Below are 22,321 nucleotides of genomic sequence, written 5' to 3' on the forward strand. Positions count from 1 at the left end.
GGCCCCCGGCCGCTACAGGCCCAGGGCCTCGTCGCGGGACGCCTCCGCCTCACGGCGCACCAGGCGGAACCACATGAAGAGGACGAAGCCCGCGAAGACGAACCACTCCGCGGTGTAGCCGAGGTTCTGGAAGGCCTTCACGTCCAGGCCCGTGCCCGTCGCCGCGGCCGCCGGGACCGGGGTGAGGCCGGCGGGGGCGTCGGCGAGGGTGATCCAGGCGTCGTAGACGTCGTCCGTGACCACGTTCACCAGGGTGGCCGCGCTGATCATGCCGAGCTGCCCCTCGGGCAGCCCGCCGGCCGCGCGGACGCCCTTCGTGCCCGGGTTCTCCGAGGCCTGGAGCGCACCCACCACCGTGACCTCGCCGGACGGCGGGGCGGGGGCCTTCGCGTCCGTGGGGAGCCAGCCCCTGACCACCGGCAGGGACCGGCCGTCGTCCGTCCGCAGCAGCGTCAGGACGTACGAGCCCGTCCGGCCGTCCAGCTCGCGGTCCGGGACGAGGAACTGCTCCCCGAACCGGCCGCGCGCCTCGGCCGACCGGCCCGAGGTCTCCTTGTCCACCGGGAGCAGGGAATCCAGCGGCTCCGCCTTCAGCGAGCTCGCGGCGGGCCGCTCCTCGGCCTCCCGATGGGAGTCGACGCGATCCTCGAACTTCCCCAGCTGCCAGGTCCCCATGAAGACGCAGAACGGGATCGCGAGCAGGACGAAGACGTTGATCCCCCACCAGCGGGGCGTTCTCAGGAACCGGTACACGCCCCCACGGTACGCAAACCGGCTCAGCCTTCCGTCGGCCGGGTCCCCAGGTGCTTCGCGGCGAACGCGAGGTCCAGGGCGACCTGCTTGATCCGTTCCTCCACCACGAGCGAGCCGTGCCCCGCGTCGTACCGGTACACCTCGTGGACCGCGCCCCGGGCCGCGAGCCGGTCGACGTAGTTGTCGATCTGGCGGATCGGGCAGCGCGGGTCGTTGACGCCGGCCGAGATGTGCACCGGGGCCTTCACCGCGTCCACGTACGTCAGCGGCGACGAGGCCGCGTACCGCTCGGGCACCTCGTCGGGCGAGCCGCCGAGCAGCGTCCGGTCCAGCGCCTTGAGGGCCTCCATCTCGTCCTCGTACGCCGTGACGTAGTCCGCGACCGGGACCGCCGCGAGACCCACCGCCCACGCGTCCGGCTGCGTGCCGAGGCCGAGGAGCGTCAGATAGCCGCCCCAGGAGCCGCCGGACAGGACGAGCCGCGCCGGATCGGCGAGGCCGCTCGCCACCGCCCAGGCGCGGACCGCCTCCACGTCCTCCAGTTCGATCAGGCCGACCCGGTGCTTGAGCGCGTCCGTCCACTCCCGGCCGTACCCCGTCGAGCCCCGGTAGTTGACCCGCACCACCGCGTACCCGTGGTCCACCCAGGCCGCCGGGCCCGAGGCGAAGGCGTCGCTGTCGTGCCAGGTGGGACCGCCGTGCACCTCGAACACCGTCGGGAACGGACCCTCGCCCTCCGGACGCTGCACGAGCGCGTGGACCCTGCCGCCGGGGCCCTCCACCCACACGTCCTCCACCGGCACCGACGGCGGTGCCTTCGGGCCCGGAGGATCGAGGACGACACCGCCGTCCGTCGAGCGCACCACCGGCGGCTCGGCCGCCGAGGACCACAGGTACTCCACGCTGCCGTCGGGACGGGCCGTCGCGCTCGACACCGAACCGGCCGGGGTCTCCACCCGCACCAGGGCGCCCGTGGCGATCTCGTACCGCCACAGCTCGCTGCGGGCCTCGAAGCTGTGCACGATCAGCAAACCGGAGCCGTCCGGATACCACTCCGCCGACACGTCCCCCGGCAGGTCGAGCGCGAGGTCCGTCTCGGTGCCCGCCACCACGTCCCAGAGCATCGGCTCCCAGCGGCCGCGCCGCTGGTGCCCGACGAGCAGCCGGGTGTCCCCGGCCACCGGCGCGAAGCCGAGGACCGCGAGCCCCAGCTCCTCCGTACCGCCCTTGGTGTCGTCGAGCTCGGCGACCACACCCGCGTCCGACGCGCGCAGCACCCGCAGCGCCGAGTGCATCGCGTCCCCGTGCTCGGTGTGCTCGATCGCGATCAGCGAACCGTCGTACGACAGGTCCCCGACCCCGGCCGACTCCCGGTGCCGGTAGATCTCCACCGGGGCACCGTCCCCGGGGCGCACGAGATGGACCGTCGAACCGTCCTCGTCCGTGGAGCGGCCCACCACGAGCGTGCCCTCCCGGCCGATGGCGAGGCCCGCCGGGTAGGAGGCGCCGAGGCCGGGCACGGCCGGCTCGTCGGGGCCGCCGCCGAACGGCTGGCGCATCCACACCCCGAACTCGTCCCCGTCGGTGTCCGCGAACCACCAGATCCAGGCGCCGTCCGGTGACAGCGTGCCGTCCGTCGTGCCGTTCGGCCGGTCCGTGACCTGCCGCTGCTCCCCGCTCGCCCGGTCCCACGCGTACAACTCGTACGTCCCCGTCGCGTTGGACACGAACAGCGAGCGGTCCGGTGCCTCCTCGGCCCACTCGGGCAGGGAGACGCGCGGCGCGCGGAAGCGCTGCTCCCAGACGGGGGTGTCGATCGCCTTGCTCTCAGTCATGGCACCCATCATGCTCCGCGCGGCGGGCAATCGGGTCGCGTGGTCCCGAACCTGTGGATAACCTCGCCGACATGTACTCCCCGACCCCAGAGGACTGGCACGAGGGCAACCGCGCACGCTGGGACGAGCGCGTCCCGATCCACGCCGCGAGCGAGTACTACGACCTCGACGCCTTCCGCGCGGGCCGGGACGCCCTGCGGGACTTCGAGCTCGCGGAGGTCGGCGACGTCACCGGGCGCACCCTGCTGCACCTCCAGTGCCACATCGGCCTCGACACCCTCTCCTGGGCCCGCCGCGGCGCCTCGCAGGTCGTCGGCCTGGACTTCTCCGAGCCGGCCGTCGAGACCGCCCGCTCGCTCGCCGCCGACCTCGGCCTCACCCAGGAGCGCGCGGCCTTCGTCGCCGCCGACGTGTACGACGCCGCCGAGGCCGTACCGGACCGCGCGTACGACATCGTCTACACCGGCACGGGGGCGCTGTGCTGGCTGCCCGACATCGAGCGGTGGGCGGAGACCGCCGCCTCGCTCGTCGCCCCGGGCGGCTTCCTCTACGTGGCGGAGTTCCATCCGCTGACCGACTCGCTCGACGACGAGACCGGCAGCCGGGTCGTGCACGACTACTTCGTCCGCGACCCGTGGGTCGACACCACCCCGGGCACCTACGCCGACCTCGACGCCGCCACCGTCCACAACCGCAGCGTGGAGTGGGTGCACCCGGTCGGCGAGGTCGTCACCGCGCTCGCGAGGGCGGGCCTGCGGATCGAGTTCCTGCACGAGCACGACGCCTCGCTGGTCCCCCGCTACGGCGCGCTCCAGCGGCACGAGGACGGCTACTACCGCTTCCCGCCGGACCGCCCCCGCATCCCGCTGATGTACTCGGTCAAGGCGTCGAGGCCGGTCTGAGCGGGCCCTACGACCCCGGGCCGCCGAGCCTGATGACGGCCCGCCCGCCCCTGAGGTCCACCGTCGAGCGGTTCGGCGGGGCGCCGTCCTCCTCGTCGTCGCGCATCACCAGGGCGCTCTGACGCTCCTTGAGCTCGTTCTGCTTGCCCTGCGAGAACGTGGCGTGCAGCTGCTCGAACCCGGTCGACGAGACCTGGCCCCTGCGCTTGCCGCGGCCGGTCATGCGCAGGATCTGATCGGCGAAGGCGATCACGGTCAGCAGGATGACCAGACCGGGCAGCGTCGCGAACACGGCGAACTCCATGCCGTTCATCAGAACACGCCTCGGACGGGCCTGTCAGGACGGTGTCTCGGGGCGTATGTGATGCGTCCGGCGTCCGTCCGGGCCGAGGACCTGCGCCCCGATCTTGTGCGTGCGCAGCGAGAGCGCGGTGCCCGCGATCCGCAGCGCAGGGGCGGCCCGTACGAGCGCCGCCGTCACGTCGTGCAGTTCGTCGACCGTACGGAGCCACAGCGCGACGGCCAGGTTGTGCGGCCCGGTGACCGAGGTGACCAGCCGGGTCTCGCGCAGCCGGGCGAGGGCCGCCACCGTCGCCGGCACCTCGAGGGGCGGTACGTCGGTCGTGACCATCGCCCACACCGGGCGCCCGGAGAACCTCGGGGCCGGCAGGCAGTGGTGGTGGAGGACACCGCCCGCCGTGAGGACGTCCAGCCTCCGCCGTACCGTCGACTCGCTCGTACCGCACTGCCGGGCCAGCTCGGCGGCGCTGCGCCGGGCGTCCCCCGCCAGCTCCGCGACCAGCCGGTGGTCGAGCTCCGTGAGGTTCGGCCCGGTGCCCACGCGCGCACGTGGCCGCCGGTCCCCGACCGTGATCCCCGTGAGGAGCCGGACCTGGCCCGGGGTGAGCTGCTCGATCCGTGACCGGTACGGGCGGTTGTGCAGGCGGGTGACGACGTGGGTGCGGGCGCGGATCACGCCGGGCAGCCGCCGCACCCGGCCGGCGAGGTAGGCGTCGAGGTCGTACAGGTCGGGGCAGGCCACGAGCAGGACCAGATCGGCGTCACCGGTCACCTGGTGCACGCCGAGGGTCCGGGGATCGCCCGAGACCTCGGCCGCGGTGGCCTCGGCGTTCCCCGCGGCGCACTCCAGCTCGATCCAGGCGTAGAGCATGGCGTCCGTGCCGCGGCGGGCGGCGAGCAGCGAGCTCCAGGCGTACCCGTGGGCCGTGAGGTGCTCCCAGCGCCGGGCGAGGGTGTCGGGGCTCGACCCCAGAACGGCCGAGAGCTGTGTCCAGCTGGCACGCGGGGCTATCTGCAGTGCGTGGATCAGCGAAAGATCCGCCTCTCCCAGGACGGATTCCCCGGTACGCATTTTCCTCCTTGGCCGATCCCTGGGAATCCGTGGATGTGGGTCCCGGAGCGCCCCAGGATGTGGACCGGGGCCTCTGCATTCAAGCCGCAACGGCGATCGTTCGCCATCGACTCCGACACACGGCGGCATACGGGCCGGCTCACACGTCGGAACACACGCCACGGACGCGGGCGAGAACGCACACCACGGACGCGGGCACGGACGCGGCAAGAACGCGGGCACGGAACGAGCGGGGGACAGGACACATGGCGACCGGGGAACCACCGAGGACGGAACTGCTCTGGGGCGAACCGGTGTCCCCCGAGCAGCTCGCCGCCGCGGAGCGCGGATACGCCCGCTGCCGGCCCGACGAACAGCTCCTGTGGGAACGGCTCTCCGTCTTCGAGGGAGCCTTCGGCGAGGACGCCGTCCGCGAGGTGTGCGCCTCCGATGCCCTGCCCCCGGCGGTGATCCCGGCGGTCCTCGACCGCCTGGCCCCCGCCGCCCTCCTCCCCGTCGACGACCTCCTCGACGGCGAGAGCGACGCCCCCCGCTACTGGATGCCGCACCCCATGCGGGCCGTCGGCGCCCGTCGGCTCACCGCGCGCGGTGGGCGCCGGTCCGTCGTCGAGCACCACCGGTCGTGGTGCGTGAAGCTCGCCCGGCGGGCCGCCGACCGGTGGCACAGCGGCCGGCAGCTCGACGCCCGCGACCTCGCCCTGCGCGAACTCCCCGACCTGGCCGCCGCCATGGACCCGACGACCGCGCCCGTCCCGTCGGAGGCCGAGGCGGAGACGGCCGTCGAGATCGCCGTCTCCCTGTGGTTCCTCTGGGTCGCCTGCGGCCGGGTCGCCGAGGGCCGCATGCGGCTGCGGCACGCCCTCTCCCTGCACACCGGGCAGCCGACGCCCCGCGCCCTGTGGCTCGCCGCCTTCCTGGAACTGGAGTCGGGCCGCCCCGAGGACGCCGACCCGCTGCTCGTACGGGCCTGGGCGGCGGCCGTACGGGGGCGGGACGAGCGGGCCCTCGGCCTGCTGGCCCATCTGCGCGGCGCGACCGCCCTCTACCAGGGGCGTACGCGCGCGGCGGAGACCGAGTTCAGGGACGCGCTGGCCCTGATGGGGGAGTGCCCGGAGTTCGGGCCGACCCGGGAGCTGTGCTGGGCCGCGCTGGCCCTCTCCCTCTGCCACACCGACCCGGAGGCGGCCCAGGAGGCCCTGGACCAGCTGGTGCTCGAACCGCCGTCGCGCCGGGCCTGGGCGGGGCGCGACCTGTGGGCGGAGGCGTGGACGCACCACGCGCGTGCCGAACTCCTCGCCTGGGACGGGGAACGGGAGCGGGCCGCCGACCACGCCCGGCGGGCGCTGCGCGGCCATCTGGTGCTCGGTTCGGCGGTGGGGGCGGCCTGTGCGGCGGAACTCCTCGCGCAGCTGCGCCTCCTGACGGGCCGACCGGCGTCTGCCGCGCATCTCCTGGGCGCGGTCAACCTGTTGAGGACCTCGGTCTTCGACGTCTCGTACCGGCCGGCGGAGTACTGGGCGAGGACCAGGGACCGCAGCGAGACGGCGCTGCGGGGCCTGCTCGACGATCCGGAGCTGCGGCGGGCGTACGAAGAGGGCGCGAGGATCGGCCTGTTCGCCCTGGCGGAGACGGCGTAGCGGCGCCCGGGAGGCGTGAGCGGGGGGCGTGAACGGGGCGTACGCGTGGGCATGAGCGGGAGCCGTTGTCGGTCGCGCTGTCTACGATGACGGAATGTTCGCCTTGGCCGCGGCCGTGTTCTTCCTGCTGCTCTTCGGGATCGGTGTGCTGCGCGACCGCCGCCGCTTCGGCAACGCCGTGTACCTCGGTCTCGCCGTCACCTTCCTCGGGATCGGGCTCCTCGCGGAGGTCGACGAGGCCCCGCCCGGAGTCGCCGAGACGGTGATGGTGGTCGCACTCCTTGTGCTCGGCCTCGGCCCCGTCGTCCTCGCCGGACTCCTCTGCGCCAACGGCGTGAAGATGATCCGCAAGGAGGGCAGACGCCCGGCGAACCTGCTCTCGCTCCTCGCCGGACTCGGCATGTTCGGTGTGATGGTCCTGGCGGTGTTCGCCGGCACGACGGGGTCGTGGGCCCTGACCATGACCGTCCTCACCACCCTGTGCGTCCTCGGGTACGTCTCCTTCCTCTTCGCCTGCTTCGTCGGCTACGCGTACCTGTACGGCCGGCTGCGGATCCGCCGCGACGCCGACTACGTCGTGGTCCTCGGCTCCGGGCTGATCGGCGGGCGCCGCGTACCGCCGCTCCTCGCGAGCCGTCTGGACCGGGGACGGCAGGTGTACGAGCGGCTGGCCGCGCGCGGCGGGGCCGCGCCCGTCCTCATCGCCTCCGGCGGGCAGGGTCCCGACGAGGAGCTGCCCGAGTCCCACGCGATGGCCGACTACCTGGTCGAGCGGGGCTTCCCGGCGGCGGCCGTGGTGCGCGAGGACCGCTCGCGGAACACCGAGGAGAACATGCTCTTCAGCAAGGAGCTGATGGAGCGGGACCGGCCGGGCTCCTCGTGCGTGATCGTCACCAACAACTACCACGCCTTCAGAGCCGCCCTCGCGGCCCGCAGGGCCGGGGTGGACGGCCAGGTCGTGGGTTCGCCGACCGCCGCCTACTTCTGGCCGACGGCGACCATCCGCGAGTTCGTCGCCGTCTTCCTCCACTACAAGGTGGTGAACCTCGGGGTCTGCCTGACCCTGATCCTGCTCGGAGTGCTGGCCTGGGCGAGCCGCTGAGGACGGAGCCCGGCCTGCGGGGCCTGCGGGAGCGGCGTTCCGTACCTACGCTTGGGGTACGGAGGTGACCCATGAGCCGACGGCACCACTTCCACATCGACCACCTCGGCCACTCGGTCTCCGCGACCGTCCAGACGGGGCACCACCCCGTCGTCGAGGTCCTCGTCGACGGCAAGGAGACCGGCTACGCGAAGGGCGAGGGCGACCGGCCGGTCACCGTCCCGGTCGAGCTGCCGACCGACCCTCCGACGACGGTGAGCGTACGGGCGGCCCCGGGGCCCGGCGTACCGCGCTGCCTGCTGATCACGTCGCCGGACGACGAGCCGCAGGTGATGGCGCCGAGAGCGTACTGAGGGCCCTGGGACCACCGCCGGCCCGTCGGCTCAGGAGAGCCAGGCCATCCCGATGACCAGGAAGACCACGAAGGCGATGGCTCCGGCCACCGCGGCCGTCTTCCGGGGACGGCGCCGGGAGAGCTCCGCGAGCCCCCCGCCCGCGGCACCGGGCCGCTCGCGCCGCCGGGACGCGGACGCGCCGGCGGGCGCGGGTCTGCGCGCCGGTGCCGCGGCGGGTCTGTGGCCCTGTCCGGGCACGGTCACGGGCGCCGGCATGGGCGTGGACATGGGGGAGGACATCGGCGCGGACACATGCGGGGGACGGGTGGCGGCGGCGCCCCGCGACGGCCCGGGACGGTGGTGCGACGCGGGGGGGCCGGGCCGCGCCGGGGCGGCGTGCGGGTAGCCGCGCCAGGCGCCGGAGGAGAACCAGTCCGCGATGGCCTGCGCCGGGGGCCGCTGCTCCGGCTGCTTCGCCAGCAGGCTCAGCAGGTACGCCTCGAACTCGGGCGGCAGCACGACCCCGAGCCGGCCGGGGGGCATCGGAGCGGTGTCGATGTGCTGGTACAGCAGCGCCGTCGCGGTGTCCGCCCGGAACGGCGGGCGGCCGGTGAGGAGTTGATAGAGCACGCAGCCGAGCGAGTACACGTCGGACGCGGGCGAGGCGGGCTGCCCGAGGGCCCGCTCGGGCGCCAGGTAGAGCCCCGTGCCCACGATCTGCCCCGTCGTGGTGAGCGCGGCCGAGGGGTCGTCGACGAACCGCGCGATGCCGAAGTCCGCCAGCTTCACCGTCCCGTCCCCGTCGATCAGCAGGTTCCCCGGCTTGATGTCCCGGTGCACGACGCCCTGCCGGTGCGCGGCGGCGAGCCCGGCGGCGGCGTGCGCGGCGACCACGGCGACCCGCTCGGCGGGCAGCACCAGCGGATCGGAGGGGCTCCCGGCGAGGCTGTCGCCCTCCACCAGCTCCATGACGAGGAACAGCTTCCCGTCCCACGTACCGAAGTCGAAGACGCCCACCACGTGCGGGTGGCTCAGCCGGGCGGCGGTCTGCGCCTCCAGCCGGAACCGGTCACCGGCGGAGGGGTCGGTCGACTGCGCCAGCATCAGCTTGACCGCAACGGACCGGCCGAGCACCTCGTCGGTGGCCTGCCACACCTCGCCCATGCCGCCCCGGCCGATACACACGTGAAGCCGATATCGGTCCGCGACCAGCACCTGGAGACCACCCTTTCGACGATCGATCAACTTGACGGAAGGGAACCAGCGTAGAGCCGCGCGGCGATGCTCTTCGCCGCACTCCCCCCACGTCCCGCCCCTACCCCGCGGTGGACGCCCGCGTACGGCGCTCCCGAGGCCGCGATCCCGTGGCCGAGGACTCGTCCGGTGGACGAAGACCGTGGTGCGGGTGAACGAGGGGTGGCGCGTCCGGTTAGCATCGCGGCCCGGAGTGAGTGCCGGCGGACGTCGGTGAGCGTGGAACGGAGTGGGTCGTGACACGACCTCGTGTGGGTGTGGCGGTACTGACGATGGGCACGCGCCCGGTCGAGCTGCGGGCGCTGCTCGACGCCGTGGCCCGGCAGGACGAGCCCGCCGCCCGGATCGTCGTCGTGGGCAACGGAACCGGGACGCTCCCGGAGCTCCCCGAGGGCGTGACGGGGGTGGAACTCCCCGAGAACAGGGGTGTGTCGGGCGGCCGGAACGTCGCCATCGAGACGTTGCGCGCGTTCGGCGACGTCGACGTGCTGGTGGACCTGGACGACGACGGCCTGCTCGTCGACACGGACGTCTTCCGGCGCCTGGCCGACCTGTACGAGGGGGATCCGGCCCTGGGCGTCGTGTCGTTCCGTATCGCCGACGAGACGGGCGAGACGCAGCGGCGCCACATCCCGCGCCTCGGGGCGAAGGACCCGATGCGCGGCGGAGAGGTCACGACCTTCCTCGGCGGCGGCCACGGCCTGTCGATGACGATGCTCGACGAGATCGGCGGCTGGCCGGAGGAGTTCTTCTTCACCCACGAGGAGACCGATCTGGCCTGGCGCGCCCTCGACGCGGGCTGGAAGGTCATCTACGAGCCGGCGCTGCTCCTCCAGCACCCGAAGACCAGTCCGGCCCGGCACGCCGTCTACCACCGGATGACCGCCCGCAACCGGGTCTGGCTCGCCAAGCGCAACCTGCCCGCCCCGCTGGTCCCCGTCTACCTGGGCGTCTGGACCCTGCTCACGCTGGCCCGCACCCGCTCCCTGCCGGGCCTGGCGTCCTGGTTCGCGGGCTTCGCGGAGGGCGTACGGCGCTCCGGCGGCCCCCGGCACCCGATGCGCTGGTCCACGGTCCGCCACATGACCCGCCTGGGCCGCCCGCCGGTGATCTGACGCGCCGGTCGTCGGCCCCGCGCTCGTGATCACCGCGATCGTCAGTCATGCCACGGCCACGATCCTCATGATCACTTCTCGCTGGTGGCGGTCTTCCCGGTCCGCGAGAAGCGCCGGGCGCCCCTGACGGCTGAGGGACAGGCCCCTCGGGGAGACCCGAGGGGCCTGTCCCTCCCGCCCGGAAGACCGCCGGAAACCACTCAGGGGCCCGACCCGCTCTCGCGGATCAGGCCCCTGATCTGGTCTTACAGCTGTCGGGGTGGCGGGATTTGAACCCACGACCTCTTCGTCCCGAACGAAGCGCGCTGCCAAGCTGCGCTACACCCCGATGTCACTGCTCTGTTGTTCACGTCGCGGCGACATCGCTTACTTTAGCCCACGCGCGCGCTGAGGCGAAATCCGTTGTTCGGGGGGTCGCGGCGCAGGTCGGATGCGGTCCCGGCGGGAGCACGCCTCCCGCCGGGGGTGGTCAGGCGCGGGACGTCAGGGTGAGCAGGGTGACCTCGGGGGGGCAGGCGAAGCGGACCGGGGTGAACCGGTTGGTGCCGCAGCCCGCGGAGACGTGGAGGTACGAGGTCCGGCCGGCGGCCGTGTGGGTGGAGAGCCCCCTCGCGCGGTCGGTGTCCAGGTCGCAGTTGGTGACGAGCGCCCCGTAGAAGGGGACGCGGAGCTGGCCGCCGTGGGTGTGCCCGGCGAGGATCAGCTCGTACCCGTCGGCCGTGAAGGCGTCGAGCGAGCGCAGGTACGGGGCGTGGACCACGCCCACCGTGAAGTCGGCCGCCCCGTCGGGGCCGCCGGCCACCCGTTCGTACCGGTCGCGCTTGATGTGCGGGTCGTCGAGCCCGGTGAACGCGAGGTCCGCCCCCGGCAGCTTGAGCCGGCCCCGGGTGTTGGTGAGGTCCAGCCAGCCCGCCGCGTCGAAGGCGTCCCGCATCCCCTCCCAGGGGTTGTGGACGGCGCCGACGACGGGCTTGTTGCCGTTGAGGCCGTGGCGGCCCTGCGCCTTCTCCATCAGGTAGCGGGCGGGGTTGCGCAGCTTGGGCCCGTAGTAGTCGTTGGACCCGAAGACGTACACCCCGGGGAACTCCATCAGCGGGCCGAGCGCGTCGAGCACCTCCGGCACCGCGTCCGGGTCGGACAGGTTGTCGCCGGTGTTGACGACCAGGTCCGGGCGGAGCCCCGCGAGGGACTGGAGCCAGGCCCGCTTCTTGCGCTGCCCGCTCACCATGTGGATGTCGGAGACCTGGAGGACCCGCAGGTCGCTCATGCCTGGCGGGAGCACCGGGACCGTCACACGGCGGAGCCGGAACGAGCGGGCCTCGAAACCGGCCGCGTAGACGATTCCTGCGGCGGCCGTCGCCGTGAGGCCTGCCGTGATCTTCAGGGGGATCCCGTACCGTGCGCGCATTCCCCCATCGTCGCAGACCCGTGGCGCGTAAATGCGCGGGCGGGTGGGGTGGTGCACCTGCCACACTTGACCCCATGACCACGCTCAAGGAGAAGCTCAAGGCCGACCTCGACGCCGCGATCAGGGGGCGCGACGAACTGCGCTCCTCGACCCTGCGGCTGACCATCACCGCGATCACCATGGAGGAGGTCGCGGGCAAGTCCAAGCGCGAACTCTCCGACGACGAGGTGCTGAAGGTGATCGCCAAGGAGGCGAAGAAGCGCCGCGAGGCCGCGGAGGCCTTCGCCCAGGGCGGCCGTGCCGAGTCCGCCGAGCGGGAGAAGGCGGAGGGCGTCATCCTCGACGCGTACCTGCCGAAGCAGCTCAGCGACGAGGAGCTCGACGGGATCGTCGCGGCGGCCGTCGAGGAGGCGAAGGCGGCGGGCGCCGAGGGGCCGCGCGCCATGGGCGCCGTCATGAAGATCGTGAACCCGAAGGTGGCCGGTCAGGCCGACGGCGGGCGGGTCGCCGCCTCCGTGAAGAAGCTGCTCGCGGGCTGATCCGCGGGAGCAGCGGGAGTACGGGAGTACGTACGAGGAAGGGCGCCCCACCGGTCAGGTGGGGCGCCCTTCCTCGTGTCGGTCCGGTGCTTCAGCGGCCGTTGGGCTTGCCGTTGCCGCGTCCGCCGCCGTCGAACAGGTCCGTCGGGAGCGTGATCCCGGGGAGCGGCCCGGTGGTGTCGCCGGGCTTCCGGGGCTTGTTCGGGCCCTCGTCGCCCTTCTCCTTGTCCTTGGGCTTCTCGGCCCGGGGGACGGAGATGGGGGCGAAGGAAGGCGTCTCGCCGGCGTCCAGCGCGCCCGTCATCGCGATCCGCCAGATCGGGCCCGGGAGGCAGCCGCCGCAGACCTTGTCGTAGTACTGGCCACCGATGGTGATCTTGAACATCGGCTGCTGCTCGCCGATGTCGTCGCCGACCCAGACCGCGGTGGAGAGGTTGGGCGTGTAGCCGACGAACCAGGCGTCCTTGCGGTCGTTCGTCGTACCCGTCTTGCCCGCGTTGTCACGGTCGCTGAGGCCGGCCTTCGTACCCGTGCCGTCCTCGACGACGCCCTTCAGCATCTGGTTGACCAGGTCGGCGGTGCGCTCGCTCATCGCCCGCGTGCACTTGGTCTGCGGCACGTTGAGCTTGTCGCCGTTGGGCGCCTTGATCGACTCGATGGCGACCGGGGTGCAGTGCAGACCCCGGTTGGCGAAGGTCGCGTAGGCGGACGCCATCGCCAGCGGGGTGCTGACCTGGCTGCCGAGGGTGAGCGCCGGCGTCACGTCGAGCGGCTTGCCGTCGCCGCGCGCGTACCCCAGCTTCTTCGCCATCTGGGCCGTCTCGCACAGCCCGACCTGCTCCTCGAGGAGCACGAAGTAGGTGTTGATGGACTTGCCGAGCGCGCTCGTCATGTCCCAGCTGCCGGCCTCGGACTCCAGTTCGTTCTGCAGCTCCCACTCCCTGTTGGCACCGGGGGAGCCCTTGCAGTCGCGGAAGCCGCTCTCGTTCACCTTGATCTTCCACGGCGTGCTGTAGGACTGCGCGGGGCTGATGCCCTTCTCCAGCGCCGCGGCGGCGGTGAACGGCTTGAACGTCGAGCCGACCTGGAAGCCGTAGGTGCTGCCGCCCATCTTGTTCGTGACGGCGAGGTTGATGGTCGTCTCGTGCTTCTTCTGGTCCAGGCCGTACGGGCGGGACTGGCCCATCGAGAGGATCTTGCCGGTGCCCGGCTGGACCTGCACCACCGAGGTGGCGACCGGGTCGTCCTTGTTGATCTTCGCGACGGCGGCCTCGTTGGCGGCGGCCTGCGCGCGCGGGCTGAGCGTGGTCCTGACGGTGAGACCGCCCAGGTTCCACAGCTTCTGGCGCTCCTCGGCCGTCTTCCCGAAGACCGGGTCGGAGAGGATCGTCTTGCGGACGTAGTCGCAGAAGAAGCCGGCGCCGTCGACGGCGGTGATGCAGCCGTTCTTCGGGGACTTGACCTTCAGCTTGAGCGGGGCCGCCTTCTCCTTGTCCGCCTCGGCCTGGCTGATGTCGCCGACGTCCGCCATCCGCTGGAGGACCACGTTGCGGCGCTTGGTGGCTTCCTGGATGTCGTTGATCGGGTCGTAGCGGCTCGGTGACTGGACGAGGCCGGCCATCATCGCCGCCTCGCCCACGCTCAGGTCGGCGGCGTGCTTGGAGAAGTACCGCTGGGAGGCGGCCTCGATGCCGTACGCCTGCTGCCCGAAGAAGGTGATGTTGAGGTAGTTCTCCAGGATCTTCTTCTTGCCCAGCTCCTCCTCGACCTGGATCGCGAACTTCAGCTCGCGGACCTTGCGGCCGATGGTCTGCTGGGTGGCCTGCGCGACCTTCTCGGGGTCGTCACCTGCCTCCTCGACGAAGACGTTCTTCACGTACTGCTGGGTCAGCGTGGACGCGCCCTGCGCGACCCCACCCTCCTGCGCGTTCCGGTTGATCGCGCGCAGCACGCCCTTGAGGTCGATGGCCCCGTGCTCGTAGAAGCGTCCGTCCTCGATCGCGACGATCGCGTTCTGCATGTGCGGGGAGATCTTCTCCAGCGGCACGACCTTCCGGTCCCGCGAGTACACCGTGGCGAGGAGACCGCCCTCGGAGTCGAGGATCGTGGTGCGCTGACTCAGCGGTGGGGTCTTCAGGTTGGAGGGGATCTCGTCGAACCCTTCGACCGTGCCCTTCGCGGCCAGCCCGAGCGCGCCGGCCGCGGGCAGGGCGATCCCTGCCAGCACGGCTCCCGCGAGCACACTGACACCGAGGAACTTGGCGGCCTGCTGGGTCCCGGTCAGACCACCGCCCGAGCGCTTCTTTGCCATGGGGGCAGCCTACGTTCTCATTCGCCGGACACACGTATATGCCTTGGCCTAAGCTGCTCCCAACTGTCACAGCAGTGCGGTCCGGCATCAAGACCCGCGTGTGACATAGGCATGAATTCCCCTGAACCCGAAACAGGGGAACCTCGTGTCCGTTTCCGGATCATGCGTCACACGGTGTCCGAAGTGGGACCGTCAAGGACGGGCGTATCCATGGGATATGTCCGCTATCACACGCATGTCCTTCGATCACTCCCCTGGGTGATCTGACGCGCACGCATAGTCCGTTCGGGCCATCCAAGATTGGGCCCGAAGGGGGTGTTGCGCTGTGCCCACCTTCCGTAACGTCCCAACTGGCAGCGGTGAATATGCCGCTGCCGCCGTGGGGGAGCCTCGATTCGGGAGAGGACGGCGCCGGTATGGGCTGGGTAGCTGACTGGAGTGCGCAGGCGGCCTGCCGCACTACCGATCCGGATGAACTTTTCGTGCAGGGAGCGGCACAGAACAGGGCAAAGGCGGTGTGCACCGGATGCCCGGTGCGGACCGAGTGCCTCGCCGACGCCCTCGACAACCGCGTGGAGTTCGGTGTGTGGGGCGGCATGACGGAGCGCGAGCGACGCGCGCTGCTGCGCCGCAGGCCGACCGTCACCTCGTGGCGCCGGCTCCTGGAGACCGCGCGCACGGAGTACGAGCGGGGAGCGGGCCTGCTGCCCGTGGCGATGGAGGACGACGCGACGTACGAGGCGTACGCCGCCGTCGGCTAGGCCCGTACGCGGCGGCCGGCCAGGCGCGTACGCCGCCACCGACCGGACCGCGTCCGGCGGATCGGGGCCGAACAGGCGCTAGACCCTCGGCCGGGCCGAGGGCATCCGTCCGGCCGTCAGCCGGTCACCGATGGCCCGCAGCCCGGCGAGGTCGTGCACATCGCCGGGCAGGGCCGCCACTTCGGTCACCGCCACCTCGGGGTGGAGTGCCGTGAAGCGGTCACGCGTGCGCTGCTCACGCGCGAGCACCCGCATGCGCTCGGCATGCAGGTGCAGAAGTCCCGCGGTGAGATGTCGTACGTCCACGTCTGTTTCCTGTGCCGGTTCGGCTGTGGGGGCAGCCTCGGGTACGGGAGTTGCGGCGGCGGTGGCGAGGTCGAACGGCTCGGACTCAGTGGCCGGGGAGCCACTGCGGTCAGCTTTCCCGCCCCCCTGATCCACAATGCGCCCCTCCTCAAGATTTTCCGCGGCGGCCCGCGCCCGCTCGGCCGACAGCCGGGCGGCGTCACTGCCGTGGACCCGGTTGAGGACGAGACCGGCCAGCGGCATCTCCTCGGCGGCCAGCCGCTCCACGAAGTACGCGGCCTCGCGCAGCGCGTCCCGCTCCGGCGTGGCCACCACGAGGAAGGCCGTGCCCGGGGCCTGGAGCAGCTTGTACGTGGCGTCCGCGCGGGTACGGAAACCGCCGAACATCGTGTCCATCGCCGCGACGAACGTCTGCACGTCCTTGAGGAACTGACCCCCGAGCAGCTTGCCGAGGGTCCCCGTCATCATCGACATGCCGACGTTGAGGAACTTCATGCCGGCCCGGCCGCCCACCTTCGCCGGCGCCATGAGCAGCTTGATGAACTTCCCGTCGAGGAACGACCCGAGCCGCTTCGGCGCGTCCAGGAAGTCCAGGGCGGACCGGGACGGCGGGGTGTCCACGACGATCAGGTCCCACGCGTCGCGGGCCCGGAGCTGGCCCAGCTTCTCCATCGCCATGTACTCCTGCGTACCGGCGAATCCGGCGGACAGGGACTGGTAGAAGGGGTTCTCCAGGATCGCCCGCGCCCGCTCGGGGTCCGCGTGCGCCTCGACGATCTCGTCGAAGGTCCGCTTCATGTCCAGCATCATGGCGTGCAGTTCGCCGCCGTCGGAGCCCTTGATGCCCTCGACCTTGCGCGGGGTGTTGTCGAGGGAGTCGATTCCCATCGACTGGGCGAGGCGGCGGGCCGGGTCGATGGTGAGGACCACGACCCGGCGTCCGCGCTCCGCCGCCCGTACGCCCAGGGCCGCCGCCGTGGTCGTCTTGCCGACCCCGCCGGAGCCGCAGCAGACGATGATGCGGGTGCCCCGGTCGTCGATCAGCTGATCGAGGTCGAGGCCGAGGACGGGAACGGCGTCGAGGACGGGTGCGCCGTCGAGCCCGTCCGCGACGGGGGTCCGGTCGGACTCCGGGGCCGTGCCCGCCTCCTGAGTCGTGTCGAGTCCGCCCCCGGCGGGACCGGCAGCCTTCTCCGTCACGCGCCCACCCCTTGCTTCCGCAGTTCCTTCGCCAGCCGGTAGAGCCCCGCGATGTCCGCCCCGTCCCCCAGGAAGGGAAGCTCGTACGAGGGGACGCCGATGCCGTCGAGGACCGTGCGCTGCGCCCGCTCCAGCTCCACCCGCCGGGCGTGCTCGGCCGCCTGGCCGAGCAGCGGCTCGACCAGCGTCGTGCCGCCCGTGACGCCGGCGGAGACCAGCGTCCTGGCGATCGCCTCCCGGTGGTCGCCGGAGGCGGCCCGTACCGCCGCCTCGTCGAGGACGTGCGGCCGGACCATGTTCACCACGACCCGGCCCACGGGCAGTTCGGCGTCCCGGAGCTCCGCGATGCCGTCCGCCGTCTCCTGCACCGGCATCTCCTCCAGGAGGGTCACCAGGTGCACCGCCGTCTCCGGGGACTTGAGGACCCGCATGACGGCCTGCGCCTGGTTGTGTATCGGGCCGATCCTCGCCAGGCCCGCCACCTCGTCGTTGACGTTGAGGAAGCGGGTGATGCGGCCGGTGGGCGGCGCGTCCATCACCACGTGGTCGTACGTGTGACCGCCGTGCTTCTCGCGCCGCCGGACCGCCTCACAGGCCTTGCCGGTCAGCAGGACGTCCCGTACGCCCGGCGCTATCGTCGTCGCGAAGTCGATCGCGCCGAGCTTCTTCAGGGCCCGCCCCGCGCTGCCCAGTTTGTAGAACATCTGGAGGTAGTCGAGGAGCGCGCGCTCGGCGTCGATCGCCAGCGCGTACACCTCTCCGCCGCCGGGGGCGACGGCGATCTTGCGCTCCTCGTACGGAAGTGTCTCCGTCTCGAAGAGCTGTGCGATGCCCTGTCTGCCTTCGACCTCGACGAGGAGGGTGCGCTTGCCCTCCGTCGCGAGGGCGAGGGCGAGGGCGGCGGCGACCGTCGTCTTACCGGTACCGCCCTTGCCACTGACGACCTGGAGCCTGCTCACGCTGTCGAGCCTAACCACTGGCGGCGGTGCCCAATCAGGTGGCCGCCCCGGAGGAGCTCCCTGGGGGAAGCTTCGGGGACCGCCTCGAAGGGTGGCCGCGCCGCAGCGGATACAGTCGGCTCCATGACCAAGTGGGAGTACGTCACGGTGCCGCTTCTGGTGCACGCGACCAAGCAGATTCTGGACACCTGGGGCGAGGACGGCTGGGAGCTCGTCCAGGTCGTGCCCGGGCCGAACAACCCCGAGCAGCTCGTGGCCTACCTGAAGCGGGCCAAGTCGTGAGCGGGACCGTCGAGGCGAAGCTCGCCGAGCTGGGCCTGACCCTGCCGGCGGTCGTGCCGCCGCTGGCCGCCTACCAGCCGGCCGTGCAGTCGGGCGTGTACGTCTACACCTCGGGCCAGCTCCCGATGGTGGGCGGCGAGCTCCAGCTGACCGGCAAGGTCGGCGGCGAGGTCACCGCGGAGGAGGCCAAGCAGCTCGCGGCCACCTGCGCGCTGAACGCGCTCGCGGCCGTGAAGTCGGTCGCCGGTGACCTGGACCGGATCAAGCGGGTCGTGAAGGTCGTCGGCTTCGTCGCCTCCGCCCCCGACTTCACCGGGCAGCCGGGCGTCATCAACGGCGCCAGCGAGCTGCTCGGAGCGGTCCTCGGCGACAAGGGCGTGCACGCCCGCAGCGCCGTCGGCGTGACCGTGCTGCCGCTCGACGCCCCGGTCGAGGTCGAGGTCCAGGTGGAACTGGTCGAGGCCTGACCTCACGCCGTACGTCCGTGCGCGACGCAGAGCCGGTTCTCCCGCCCGGGAGGATCGGCTCTCGTGCATTCCGGTGCTTGCGCATAGCATCCGGCCATGTCGAATGGTCAGCCGAAGCAGGCGAGTGGTCAGCCGGAGCAGGCGAACAGCGGTCGGCCGGAGCAGCCGAGCGGTCGGCCGGAGCCGAGCACCCCGGCGGTTCAGCCGAAGCGGGCGAACGGGCAGTGGTACCCGCCCGAGTGGCCCGACCGCATCCGCGCCCTCGCCGCCGGCGAGCTCACCCCGGTGACCCCCCGCCGCGCCGCGACCGTCCTGCTCCTGCGGGACGGGGCCGCGGGTCCCGACGTCCACATGCTGCGCCGCCGTACCTCCATGGCCTTCGCGGGCGGCGCGTACGCCTACCCCGGCGGCGGTGTCGACCCGCGCGACGAGCACCCGGTGCGCTGGGCGGGGCCCTCCCGGGAGTCGTGGGCGGCCCGGCTCGGCCTCGACGACCCCGCGCAGGCCCAGGCCGTGGTCTGCGCCGCCGTGCGCGAGACGTACGAGGAGGCGGGCGTCCTGCTCGCCGGGGAGACCCCGGAGACCGTGGTCGGCGACACGACCGGCGAGGACTGGGAGCGGGACCGGGAGGCGCTCGTCGCCCGGGAGCTGTCCTTCGCCGACTTCCTGGACCGGCGGGGGCTGGTGCTCCGCTCCGACCTGCTCGGCGCGTGGGCCCGCTGGATCACTCCGGAGTTCGAGCAGCGCCGGTACGACACCTGGTTCTTCGTGGCCGCGCTGCCGGCCGGGCAGCGCACCCGGAACGCCTCCACGGAGGCCGACCGGACCGTCTGGATCCGCCCGGCGGACGCCGCCGCCGGCTACGACCGGGGCGAGCTGACGATGATGCCGCCGACGATCTCGACCCTGCGCGCCCTGGAGCGGTACGGGACGGCGGCCGAGGCGCTCGCGGGGGCCTCGCGGCAGGACATGGCCCCGGTGCTCGCGCAGGCGCGCCTGGAGGGCGAGGAGCTGGTTCTGAGCTGGCCGGGACACGAGGAGTTCACCAAGATCATCCCGATGGGGGACGAGCGATGAGCGACGCCGCCGCCCTGCCCGGCCAGCCGCGCGGAGTCGTCACCTCCGGTCCGGCGACCGCCCGTGCCGTGAACGTCCTCGCGCCGAACCCGTCCGCGATGACCCTCGACGGCACCAACACCTGGCTCCTCTCCGAGCCCGGTTCCGACCTCGCCGTCGTCGTCGACCCGGGCCCGCTCGACGAGACCCACCTGCGCCGGGTGGTCACGACCGCGGAGGAGCTCGGCAAGCGGGTCGCGCTCACCCTGCTGACCCACGGCCACCCGGACCACGCGGAGGGCGCCGGCCGCTTCGCCGAGCTGACCGGGACGCCCGTACGGGCCCTCGACCCGGCGCTGCGGCTCGGCGACGAGGGGCTCGGCGCGGGGGACGTGGTGACGGTCGGGGGGCTGGAGCTACGGGTCGTCCCGACGCCCGGCCACACCTCGGACTCGCTCTCCTTCCACCTGCCCGCCGACCGCGCGGTGCTCACCGGGGACACGATCCTGGGGCGCGGGACGACGATGGTGGCCCATCCGGACGGGCGGCTCGGCGACTACCTGGACTCGCTGCGGCGGCTCCGCTCGCTCACCGTCGACGACGGGGTGCACACGGTCCTGCCGGGGCACGGGCCGGTCCTGGAGGACGCGCAGGGGGCCGTGGAGTTCTATCTCGCGCACCGGGCGAGCCGGCTCGCGCAGGTGGAGACGGCGGTCGAGAGCGGTCACCGGACGGCGGCGGAGGTCGTCGCCCATGTGTACGCGGACGTGGACCGCTCGCTGTGGCCGGCGGCCGAGCTGTCCGTACGGGCCCAGCTGGAGTACCTGCGGGGGCGGGGCCTGATCTGACCTGACCGTCGCATCCGAGGGGGCGGGGTCGGCAGCGGTACGCGCGGCGGTTCTGCCGGGCCCCGGCATGGTCCGGGGACCGCGCCATGCTTTACGGTCCCTTTACGTCGGCAGTATGGGCCGACCGTGTCAGTAGTCGTTTCATCGGGGGGATTCTCGTGCTTGTCCTGGCCATTCTTCTGCTCATCGCGGCGGTGGTGCTCTTCCTCGTGGGGCGTTCCACGGACCGCGCCCCTCTCCGCCTCGGCGCGCTGGGCGCGCTGATCGCCGCTCTCCTCGCCGGCGTCACCAGCGTCGTCCACGTCGTCGGCGCGTACGAGGTCGGCGTGCCGGTCACCTTCGGCAAGGTGGGCACGCCCATGACGCCCGGCGTGAACGTGATCTCGCCGTTCACCACGGTCACCACCTTCTCCACCCGCCCGGTGGACCTCAACCTCTCCGACAAGGACGTGGTCGAGGTGCGCTCCTCGCAGGGTGGCGTGATGGAGGTCGAGGTGACGGTGAAGTGGGCCGTCGCGCCGACCAAGGCCGTGGAGCTGTACCGGCTCGCCGGCAGCGAGGCCGCCATCCAGCAGCGGCTGGTGTTCCCGGACAGCCGGGAGATCATCCGCAACGTCTTCGCCCGCCACACCAGCGAAGAGGGCTACAGCTCGGCCCGCGAGAAGATCAACGCCGAGATCGGCGAGCTGGTCAAGGAGCGGCTCGCCCCGCGCGGCATCGACGTGACCACGGTCAACCTGCGCAACGTGAAGCCGTCCAAGGCGCTGCAGGACCAGATCGACCGCAAGATCCAGCAGCAGCAGGCGACCGAGCGCGCCCTCGAGGCCGCTCGCACGGCCCAGGCCGAGTCCGACCGGCGCCGGATCGAGGCGGAGGGCATCGCCCGCGCCAACAAGATCCTCAACGACTCGCTGACGGACCGCGTCCTGATGAACCAGTGCATCGACGCGTTCAAGGACGCCGCGGCGAAGAACCCGATCTACACCGTGCCCTGCGCGAACGGCAGCTCGGCCCCGGTGATCGTGGACGGTTCGAAGCGCTGACCCGTCGGTCCGTACGTACGTGAAAGGGCCGCCCCGGTCCGATGGCCGGGGCGGCCCTTTCGCGTACTTCGCTCACGAGGGTGCTCAGCGCGAGCGCTTCGCGAGGCGCTCCACGTCGAGGAGGATCACGGCGCGGGCCTCCAGGCGCAGCCAGCCGCGCTGGGCGAAGTCGGCGAGTGCCTTGTTGACCGTCTCGCGGGAGGCGCCGACCAGCTGGGCCAGCTCCTCCTGGGTGAGGTCGTGGACGACGTGGATGCCCTCCTCCGACTGCACGCCGAAGCGGCGCGACAGGTCGAGGAGCGCGCGGGCGACACGGCCCGGCACGTCGGAGAAGACCAGGTCGGACATCTGGTCGTTGGTCTTGCGCAGTCGGCGGGCGACCGCGCGCAGCAGCGCGGTGGCCACCTCGGGGCGCGCGTTCAGCCAGGGCTGGAGGTCGCCGTGGCCCAAGCCGAGCAGCTTGACCTCGGTCAGCGCGGTCGCGGTCGCGGTGCGCGGGCCCGGGTCGAACAGCGACAGCTCACCGATGAGCTCGCCGGGGCCGAGGACGGCCAGCATGTTCTCGCGACCGTCGGGGGAGGTGCGGTGCAGCTTCACCTTGCCCTCGGTCACCACGTACAGGCGGTCGCCGGGGTCGCCCTCGTGGAAGAGCGCGTCGCCACGGGCGAGCGTCGCCTCACTCATCGAGGCGCGCAGCTCGGCAGCCTGCTCGTCATCGAGCGCCGCGAAGAGCGGGGCGCGCCGCAGAACGTCGTCCACGAGTTCTCTCCATACTGTCGACCTGCTCAGGGACCTGGTCCCATGATGCCGGACGTACAAAACAGTGCGATCAATCA

General features: G+C 72.3%; 22 protein-coding genes and 1 tRNA gene. 12 read left to right on the forward strand and 11 right to left on the reverse strand.

Annotated features, from left to right (window positions below; translation table 11 throughout):
- Positions 1–12: 12 nt before the first annotated feature.
- Both ACFWUY_RS21445 and ACFWUY_RS21450 read right to left on the reverse strand, forming a co-directional pair.
- Complete coding sequence (locus tag ACFWUY_RS21445) at positions 13–753, reverse strand: SURF1 family protein (RefSeq protein WP_384110901.1); 741 nt, start codon at positions 751–753, stop codon at positions 13–15.
- 23 nt (positions 754–776) lie between these two features.
- The gene (locus ACFWUY_RS21450; RefSeq protein WP_384110904.1) at positions 777–2,597 is read right to left on the reverse strand and encodes a prolyl oligopeptidase family serine peptidase; all 1,821 of its coding nucleotides are present in this window, start codon (positions 2,595–2,597) and stop codon (positions 777–779) included.
- A gap of 62 nt (positions 2,598–2,659) precedes the next feature.
- On the opposite strand from ACFWUY_RS21450, the gene ACFWUY_RS21455 reads away from it, so the two are divergent.
- Positions 2,660–3,490 (forward strand): class I SAM-dependent methyltransferase, encoded by an 831-nt coding sequence (locus tag ACFWUY_RS21455; RefSeq protein ID WP_384110907.1) that lies wholly within the window; start codon positions 2,660–2,662, stop codon positions 3,488–3,490.
- A 7-nt stretch (positions 3,491–3,497) separates the two neighbouring features.
- Here ACFWUY_RS21455 and ACFWUY_RS21460 read toward each other — a convergent pair whose 3' ends face one another.
- Together ACFWUY_RS21460 and ACFWUY_RS21465 are read right to left on the reverse strand one after the other, a co-directional pair.
- Complete coding sequence (locus tag ACFWUY_RS21460; RefSeq protein WP_384111026.1) at positions 3,498–3,794, reverse strand: DUF6191 domain-containing protein; 297 nt, start codon at positions 3,792–3,794, stop codon at positions 3,498–3,500.
- Between the two features lie 33 nt (positions 3,795–3,827).
- The gene (locus tag ACFWUY_RS21465; protein ID WP_384110910.1) at positions 3,828–4,862 is read right to left on the reverse strand and encodes an Lrp/AsnC family transcriptional regulator; all 1,035 of its coding nucleotides are present in this window, start codon (positions 4,860–4,862) and stop codon (positions 3,828–3,830) included.
- Positions 4,863–5,107: 245 nt separating this feature from the next.
- On the opposite strand from ACFWUY_RS21465, the gene ACFWUY_RS21470 reads away from it, so the two are divergent.
- From ACFWUY_RS21470 to ACFWUY_RS21480, 3 genes are all read left to right on the forward strand, one after another.
- Complete coding sequence (locus ACFWUY_RS21470; protein ID WP_384110914.1) at positions 5,108–6,499, forward strand: tetratricopeptide repeat protein; 1,392 nt, start codon at positions 5,108–5,110, stop codon at positions 6,497–6,499.
- A 94-nt stretch (positions 6,500–6,593) separates the two neighbouring features.
- A complete protein-coding gene (locus tag ACFWUY_RS21475) occupies positions 6,594–7,601 on the forward strand; it encodes a YdcF family protein (RefSeq protein WP_384110917.1) in 1,008 nt (335 codons plus the stop codon).
- A gap of 71 nt (positions 7,602–7,672) precedes the next feature.
- Positions 7,673–7,954, forward strand: coding sequence for a hypothetical protein (locus ACFWUY_RS21480; RefSeq protein WP_384110920.1), 282 nt, complete (start codon positions 7,673–7,675; stop codon positions 7,952–7,954).
- Positions 7,955–7,984: 30 nt separating this feature from the next.
- Here the strand turns inward: ACFWUY_RS21480 and ACFWUY_RS21485 are convergent, their stop codons facing one another.
- Positions 7,985–9,151 (reverse strand): serine/threonine-protein kinase, encoded by a 1,167-nt coding sequence (locus ACFWUY_RS21485; RefSeq protein WP_384110923.1) that lies wholly within the window; start codon positions 9,149–9,151, stop codon positions 7,985–7,987.
- Between the two features lie 275 nt (positions 9,152–9,426).
- Between ACFWUY_RS21485 and ACFWUY_RS21490 the strand changes: the two genes are divergently transcribed.
- Positions 9,427–10,305 carry a glycosyltransferase family 2 protein gene (locus ACFWUY_RS21490; RefSeq protein WP_384110926.1) on the forward strand — a complete coding sequence of 293 codons (879 nt, stop codon included), beginning with the start codon at positions 9,427–9,429 and terminating at the stop codon, positions 10,303–10,305.
- Between the two features lie 254 nt (positions 10,306–10,559).
- On the opposite strand, the gene ACFWUY_RS21495 is transcribed toward ACFWUY_RS21490, so the two are convergent.
- Together ACFWUY_RS21495 and ACFWUY_RS21500 are read right to left on the reverse strand one after the other, a co-directional pair.
- A tRNA-Pro gene (locus ACFWUY_RS21495) sits at positions 10,560–10,633 on the reverse strand.
- A gap of 141 nt (positions 10,634–10,774) precedes the next feature.
- On the reverse strand, positions 10,775–11,713 hold the full coding sequence (locus ACFWUY_RS21500) for a metallophosphoesterase (protein ID WP_384110929.1): 939 nt from the start codon (positions 11,711–11,713) through the stop codon (positions 10,775–10,777).
- Positions 11,714–11,787: 74 nt separating this feature from the next.
- On the opposite strand from ACFWUY_RS21500, the gene ACFWUY_RS21505 reads away from it, so the two are divergent.
- Positions 11,788–12,252 carry a GatB/YqeY domain-containing protein gene (locus tag ACFWUY_RS21505; protein WP_384110932.1) on the forward strand — a complete coding sequence of 155 codons (465 nt, stop codon included), beginning with the start codon at positions 11,788–11,790 and terminating at the stop codon, positions 12,250–12,252.
- A gap of 91 nt (positions 12,253–12,343) precedes the next feature.
- On the opposite strand, the gene ACFWUY_RS21510 is transcribed toward ACFWUY_RS21505, so the two are convergent.
- Positions 12,344–14,563, reverse strand: coding sequence for a transglycosylase domain-containing protein (locus ACFWUY_RS21510; protein WP_384110935.1), 2,220 nt, complete (start codon positions 14,561–14,563; stop codon positions 12,344–12,346).
- 416 nt (positions 14,564–14,979) lie between these two features.
- Here ACFWUY_RS21510 and ACFWUY_RS21515 point away from each other — a divergent pair, with 416 nt between their 5' ends.
- Positions 14,980–15,324, forward strand: coding sequence for a WhiB family transcriptional regulator (locus ACFWUY_RS21515; protein WP_026058363.1), 345 nt, complete (start codon positions 14,980–14,982; stop codon positions 15,322–15,324).
- Positions 15,325–15,402: 78 nt separating this feature from the next.
- On the opposite strand, the gene ACFWUY_RS21520 is transcribed toward ACFWUY_RS21515, so the two are convergent.
- The gene (locus tag ACFWUY_RS21520) at positions 15,403–16,830 is read right to left on the reverse strand and encodes an ArsA-related P-loop ATPase (RefSeq protein ID WP_384110938.1); all 1,428 of its coding nucleotides are present in this window, start codon (positions 16,828–16,830) and stop codon (positions 15,403–15,405) included.
- Positions 16,827–17,789 carry an ArsA family ATPase gene (locus tag ACFWUY_RS21525; protein ID WP_384110940.1) on the reverse strand — a complete coding sequence of 321 codons (963 nt, stop codon included), beginning with the start codon at positions 17,787–17,789 and terminating at the stop codon, positions 16,827–16,829. Before ACFWUY_RS21525 ends, ACFWUY_RS21520 begins: the two co-directional genes overlap by 4 nt.
- A gap of 123 nt (positions 17,790–17,912) precedes the next feature.
- Between ACFWUY_RS21525 and ACFWUY_RS21530 the strand changes: the two genes are divergently transcribed.
- From ACFWUY_RS21530 to ACFWUY_RS21550, 5 genes are all read left to right on the forward strand, one after another.
- Complete coding sequence (locus ACFWUY_RS21530; RefSeq protein ID WP_015034547.1) at positions 17,913–18,071, forward strand: DUF4177 domain-containing protein; 159 nt, start codon at positions 17,913–17,915, stop codon at positions 18,069–18,071.
- Positions 18,068–18,538: a RidA family protein gene (locus ACFWUY_RS21535; RefSeq protein WP_384110943.1), complete on the forward strand. Its 471-nt coding sequence runs from the start codon at positions 18,068–18,070 to the stop codon at positions 18,536–18,538. Before ACFWUY_RS21530 ends, ACFWUY_RS21535 begins: the two co-directional genes overlap by 4 nt.
- A 96-nt stretch (positions 18,539–18,634) precedes the next feature.
- Positions 18,635–19,615, forward strand: coding sequence for an NUDIX hydrolase (locus ACFWUY_RS21540; RefSeq protein ID WP_384110946.1), 981 nt, complete (start codon positions 18,635–18,637; stop codon positions 19,613–19,615).
- Complete coding sequence (locus ACFWUY_RS21545) at positions 19,612–20,442, forward strand: MBL fold metallo-hydrolase (RefSeq protein WP_384110949.1); 831 nt, start codon at positions 19,612–19,614, stop codon at positions 20,440–20,442. Before ACFWUY_RS21540 ends, ACFWUY_RS21545 begins: the two co-directional genes overlap by 4 nt.
- Positions 20,443–20,600: 158 nt before the next feature.
- Entirely contained in the window at positions 20,601–21,485 is an 885-nt protein-coding gene (locus ACFWUY_RS21550) for a prohibitin family protein (protein WP_384110951.1), read from the forward strand.
- 84 nt (positions 21,486–21,569) lie between these two features.
- Here the strand turns inward: ACFWUY_RS21550 and ACFWUY_RS21555 are convergent, their stop codons facing one another.
- Positions 21,570–22,244 carry a Crp/Fnr family transcriptional regulator gene (locus tag ACFWUY_RS21555; protein ID WP_015034542.1) on the reverse strand — a complete coding sequence of 225 codons (675 nt, stop codon included), beginning with the start codon at positions 22,242–22,244 and terminating at the stop codon, positions 21,570–21,572.
- Between the last annotated feature and the right edge of the window lie 77 nt (positions 22,245–22,321).

It is taken from the genome of Streptomyces sp. NPDC058664 (assembly GCF_042716635.1).
GTDB lineage: Bacteria > Actinomycetota > Actinomycetes > Streptomycetales > Streptomycetaceae > Streptomyces.

Coding starts and splice junctions, on each gene's coding strand:
- ACFWUY_RS21505 (WP_384110932.1), top strand. CDS start 11,788: ATGACCACGCTCAAGGAGAAGCTCAAGGCCGACCTCGACGCCGCGATC.
- ACFWUY_RS21480 (WP_384110920.1), top strand. CDS start 7,673: ATGAGCCGACGGCACCACTTCCACATCGACCACCTCGGCCACTCGGTC.
- ACFWUY_RS21470 (WP_384110914.1), top strand. CDS start 5,108: ATGGCGACCGGGGAACCACCGAGGACGGAACTGCTCTGGGGCGAACCG.
- ACFWUY_RS21510 (WP_384110935.1), bottom strand. CDS start 14,563: ATGGCAAAGAAGCGCTCGGGCGGTGGTCTGACCGGGACCCAGCAGGCC.
- ACFWUY_RS21475 (WP_384110917.1), top strand. CDS start 6,594: ATGTTCGCCTTGGCCGCGGCCGTGTTCTTCCTGCTGCTCTTCGGGATC.
- ACFWUY_RS21450 (WP_384110904.1), bottom strand. CDS start 2,597: ATGGGTGCCATGACTGAGAGCAAGGCGATCGACACCCCCGTCTGGGAG.
- ACFWUY_RS21530 (WP_015034547.1), top strand. CDS start 17,913: ATGACCAAGTGGGAGTACGTCACGGTGCCGCTTCTGGTGCACGCGACC.
- ACFWUY_RS21460 (WP_384111026.1), bottom strand. CDS start 3,794: ATGGAGTTCGCCGTGTTCGCGACGCTGCCCGGTCTGGTCATCCTGCTG.
- ACFWUY_RS21540 (WP_384110946.1), top strand. CDS start 18,635: ATGTCGAATGGTCAGCCGAAGCAGGCGAGTGGTCAGCCGGAGCAGGCG.
- ACFWUY_RS21500 (WP_384110929.1), bottom strand. CDS start 11,713: ATGCGCGCACGGTACGGGATCCCCCTGAAGATCACGGCAGGCCTCACG.
- ACFWUY_RS21515 (WP_026058363.1), top strand. CDS start 14,980: ATGGGCTGGGTAGCTGACTGGAGTGCGCAGGCGGCCTGCCGCACTACC.
- ACFWUY_RS21465 (WP_384110910.1), bottom strand. CDS start 4,862: ATGCGTACCGGGGAATCCGTCCTGGGAGAGGCGGATCTTTCGCTGATC.
- ACFWUY_RS21545 (WP_384110949.1), top strand. CDS start 19,612: ATGAGCGACGCCGCCGCCCTGCCCGGCCAGCCGCGCGGAGTCGTCACC.
- ACFWUY_RS21455 (WP_384110907.1), top strand. CDS start 2,660: ATGTACTCCCCGACCCCAGAGGACTGGCACGAGGGCAACCGCGCACGC.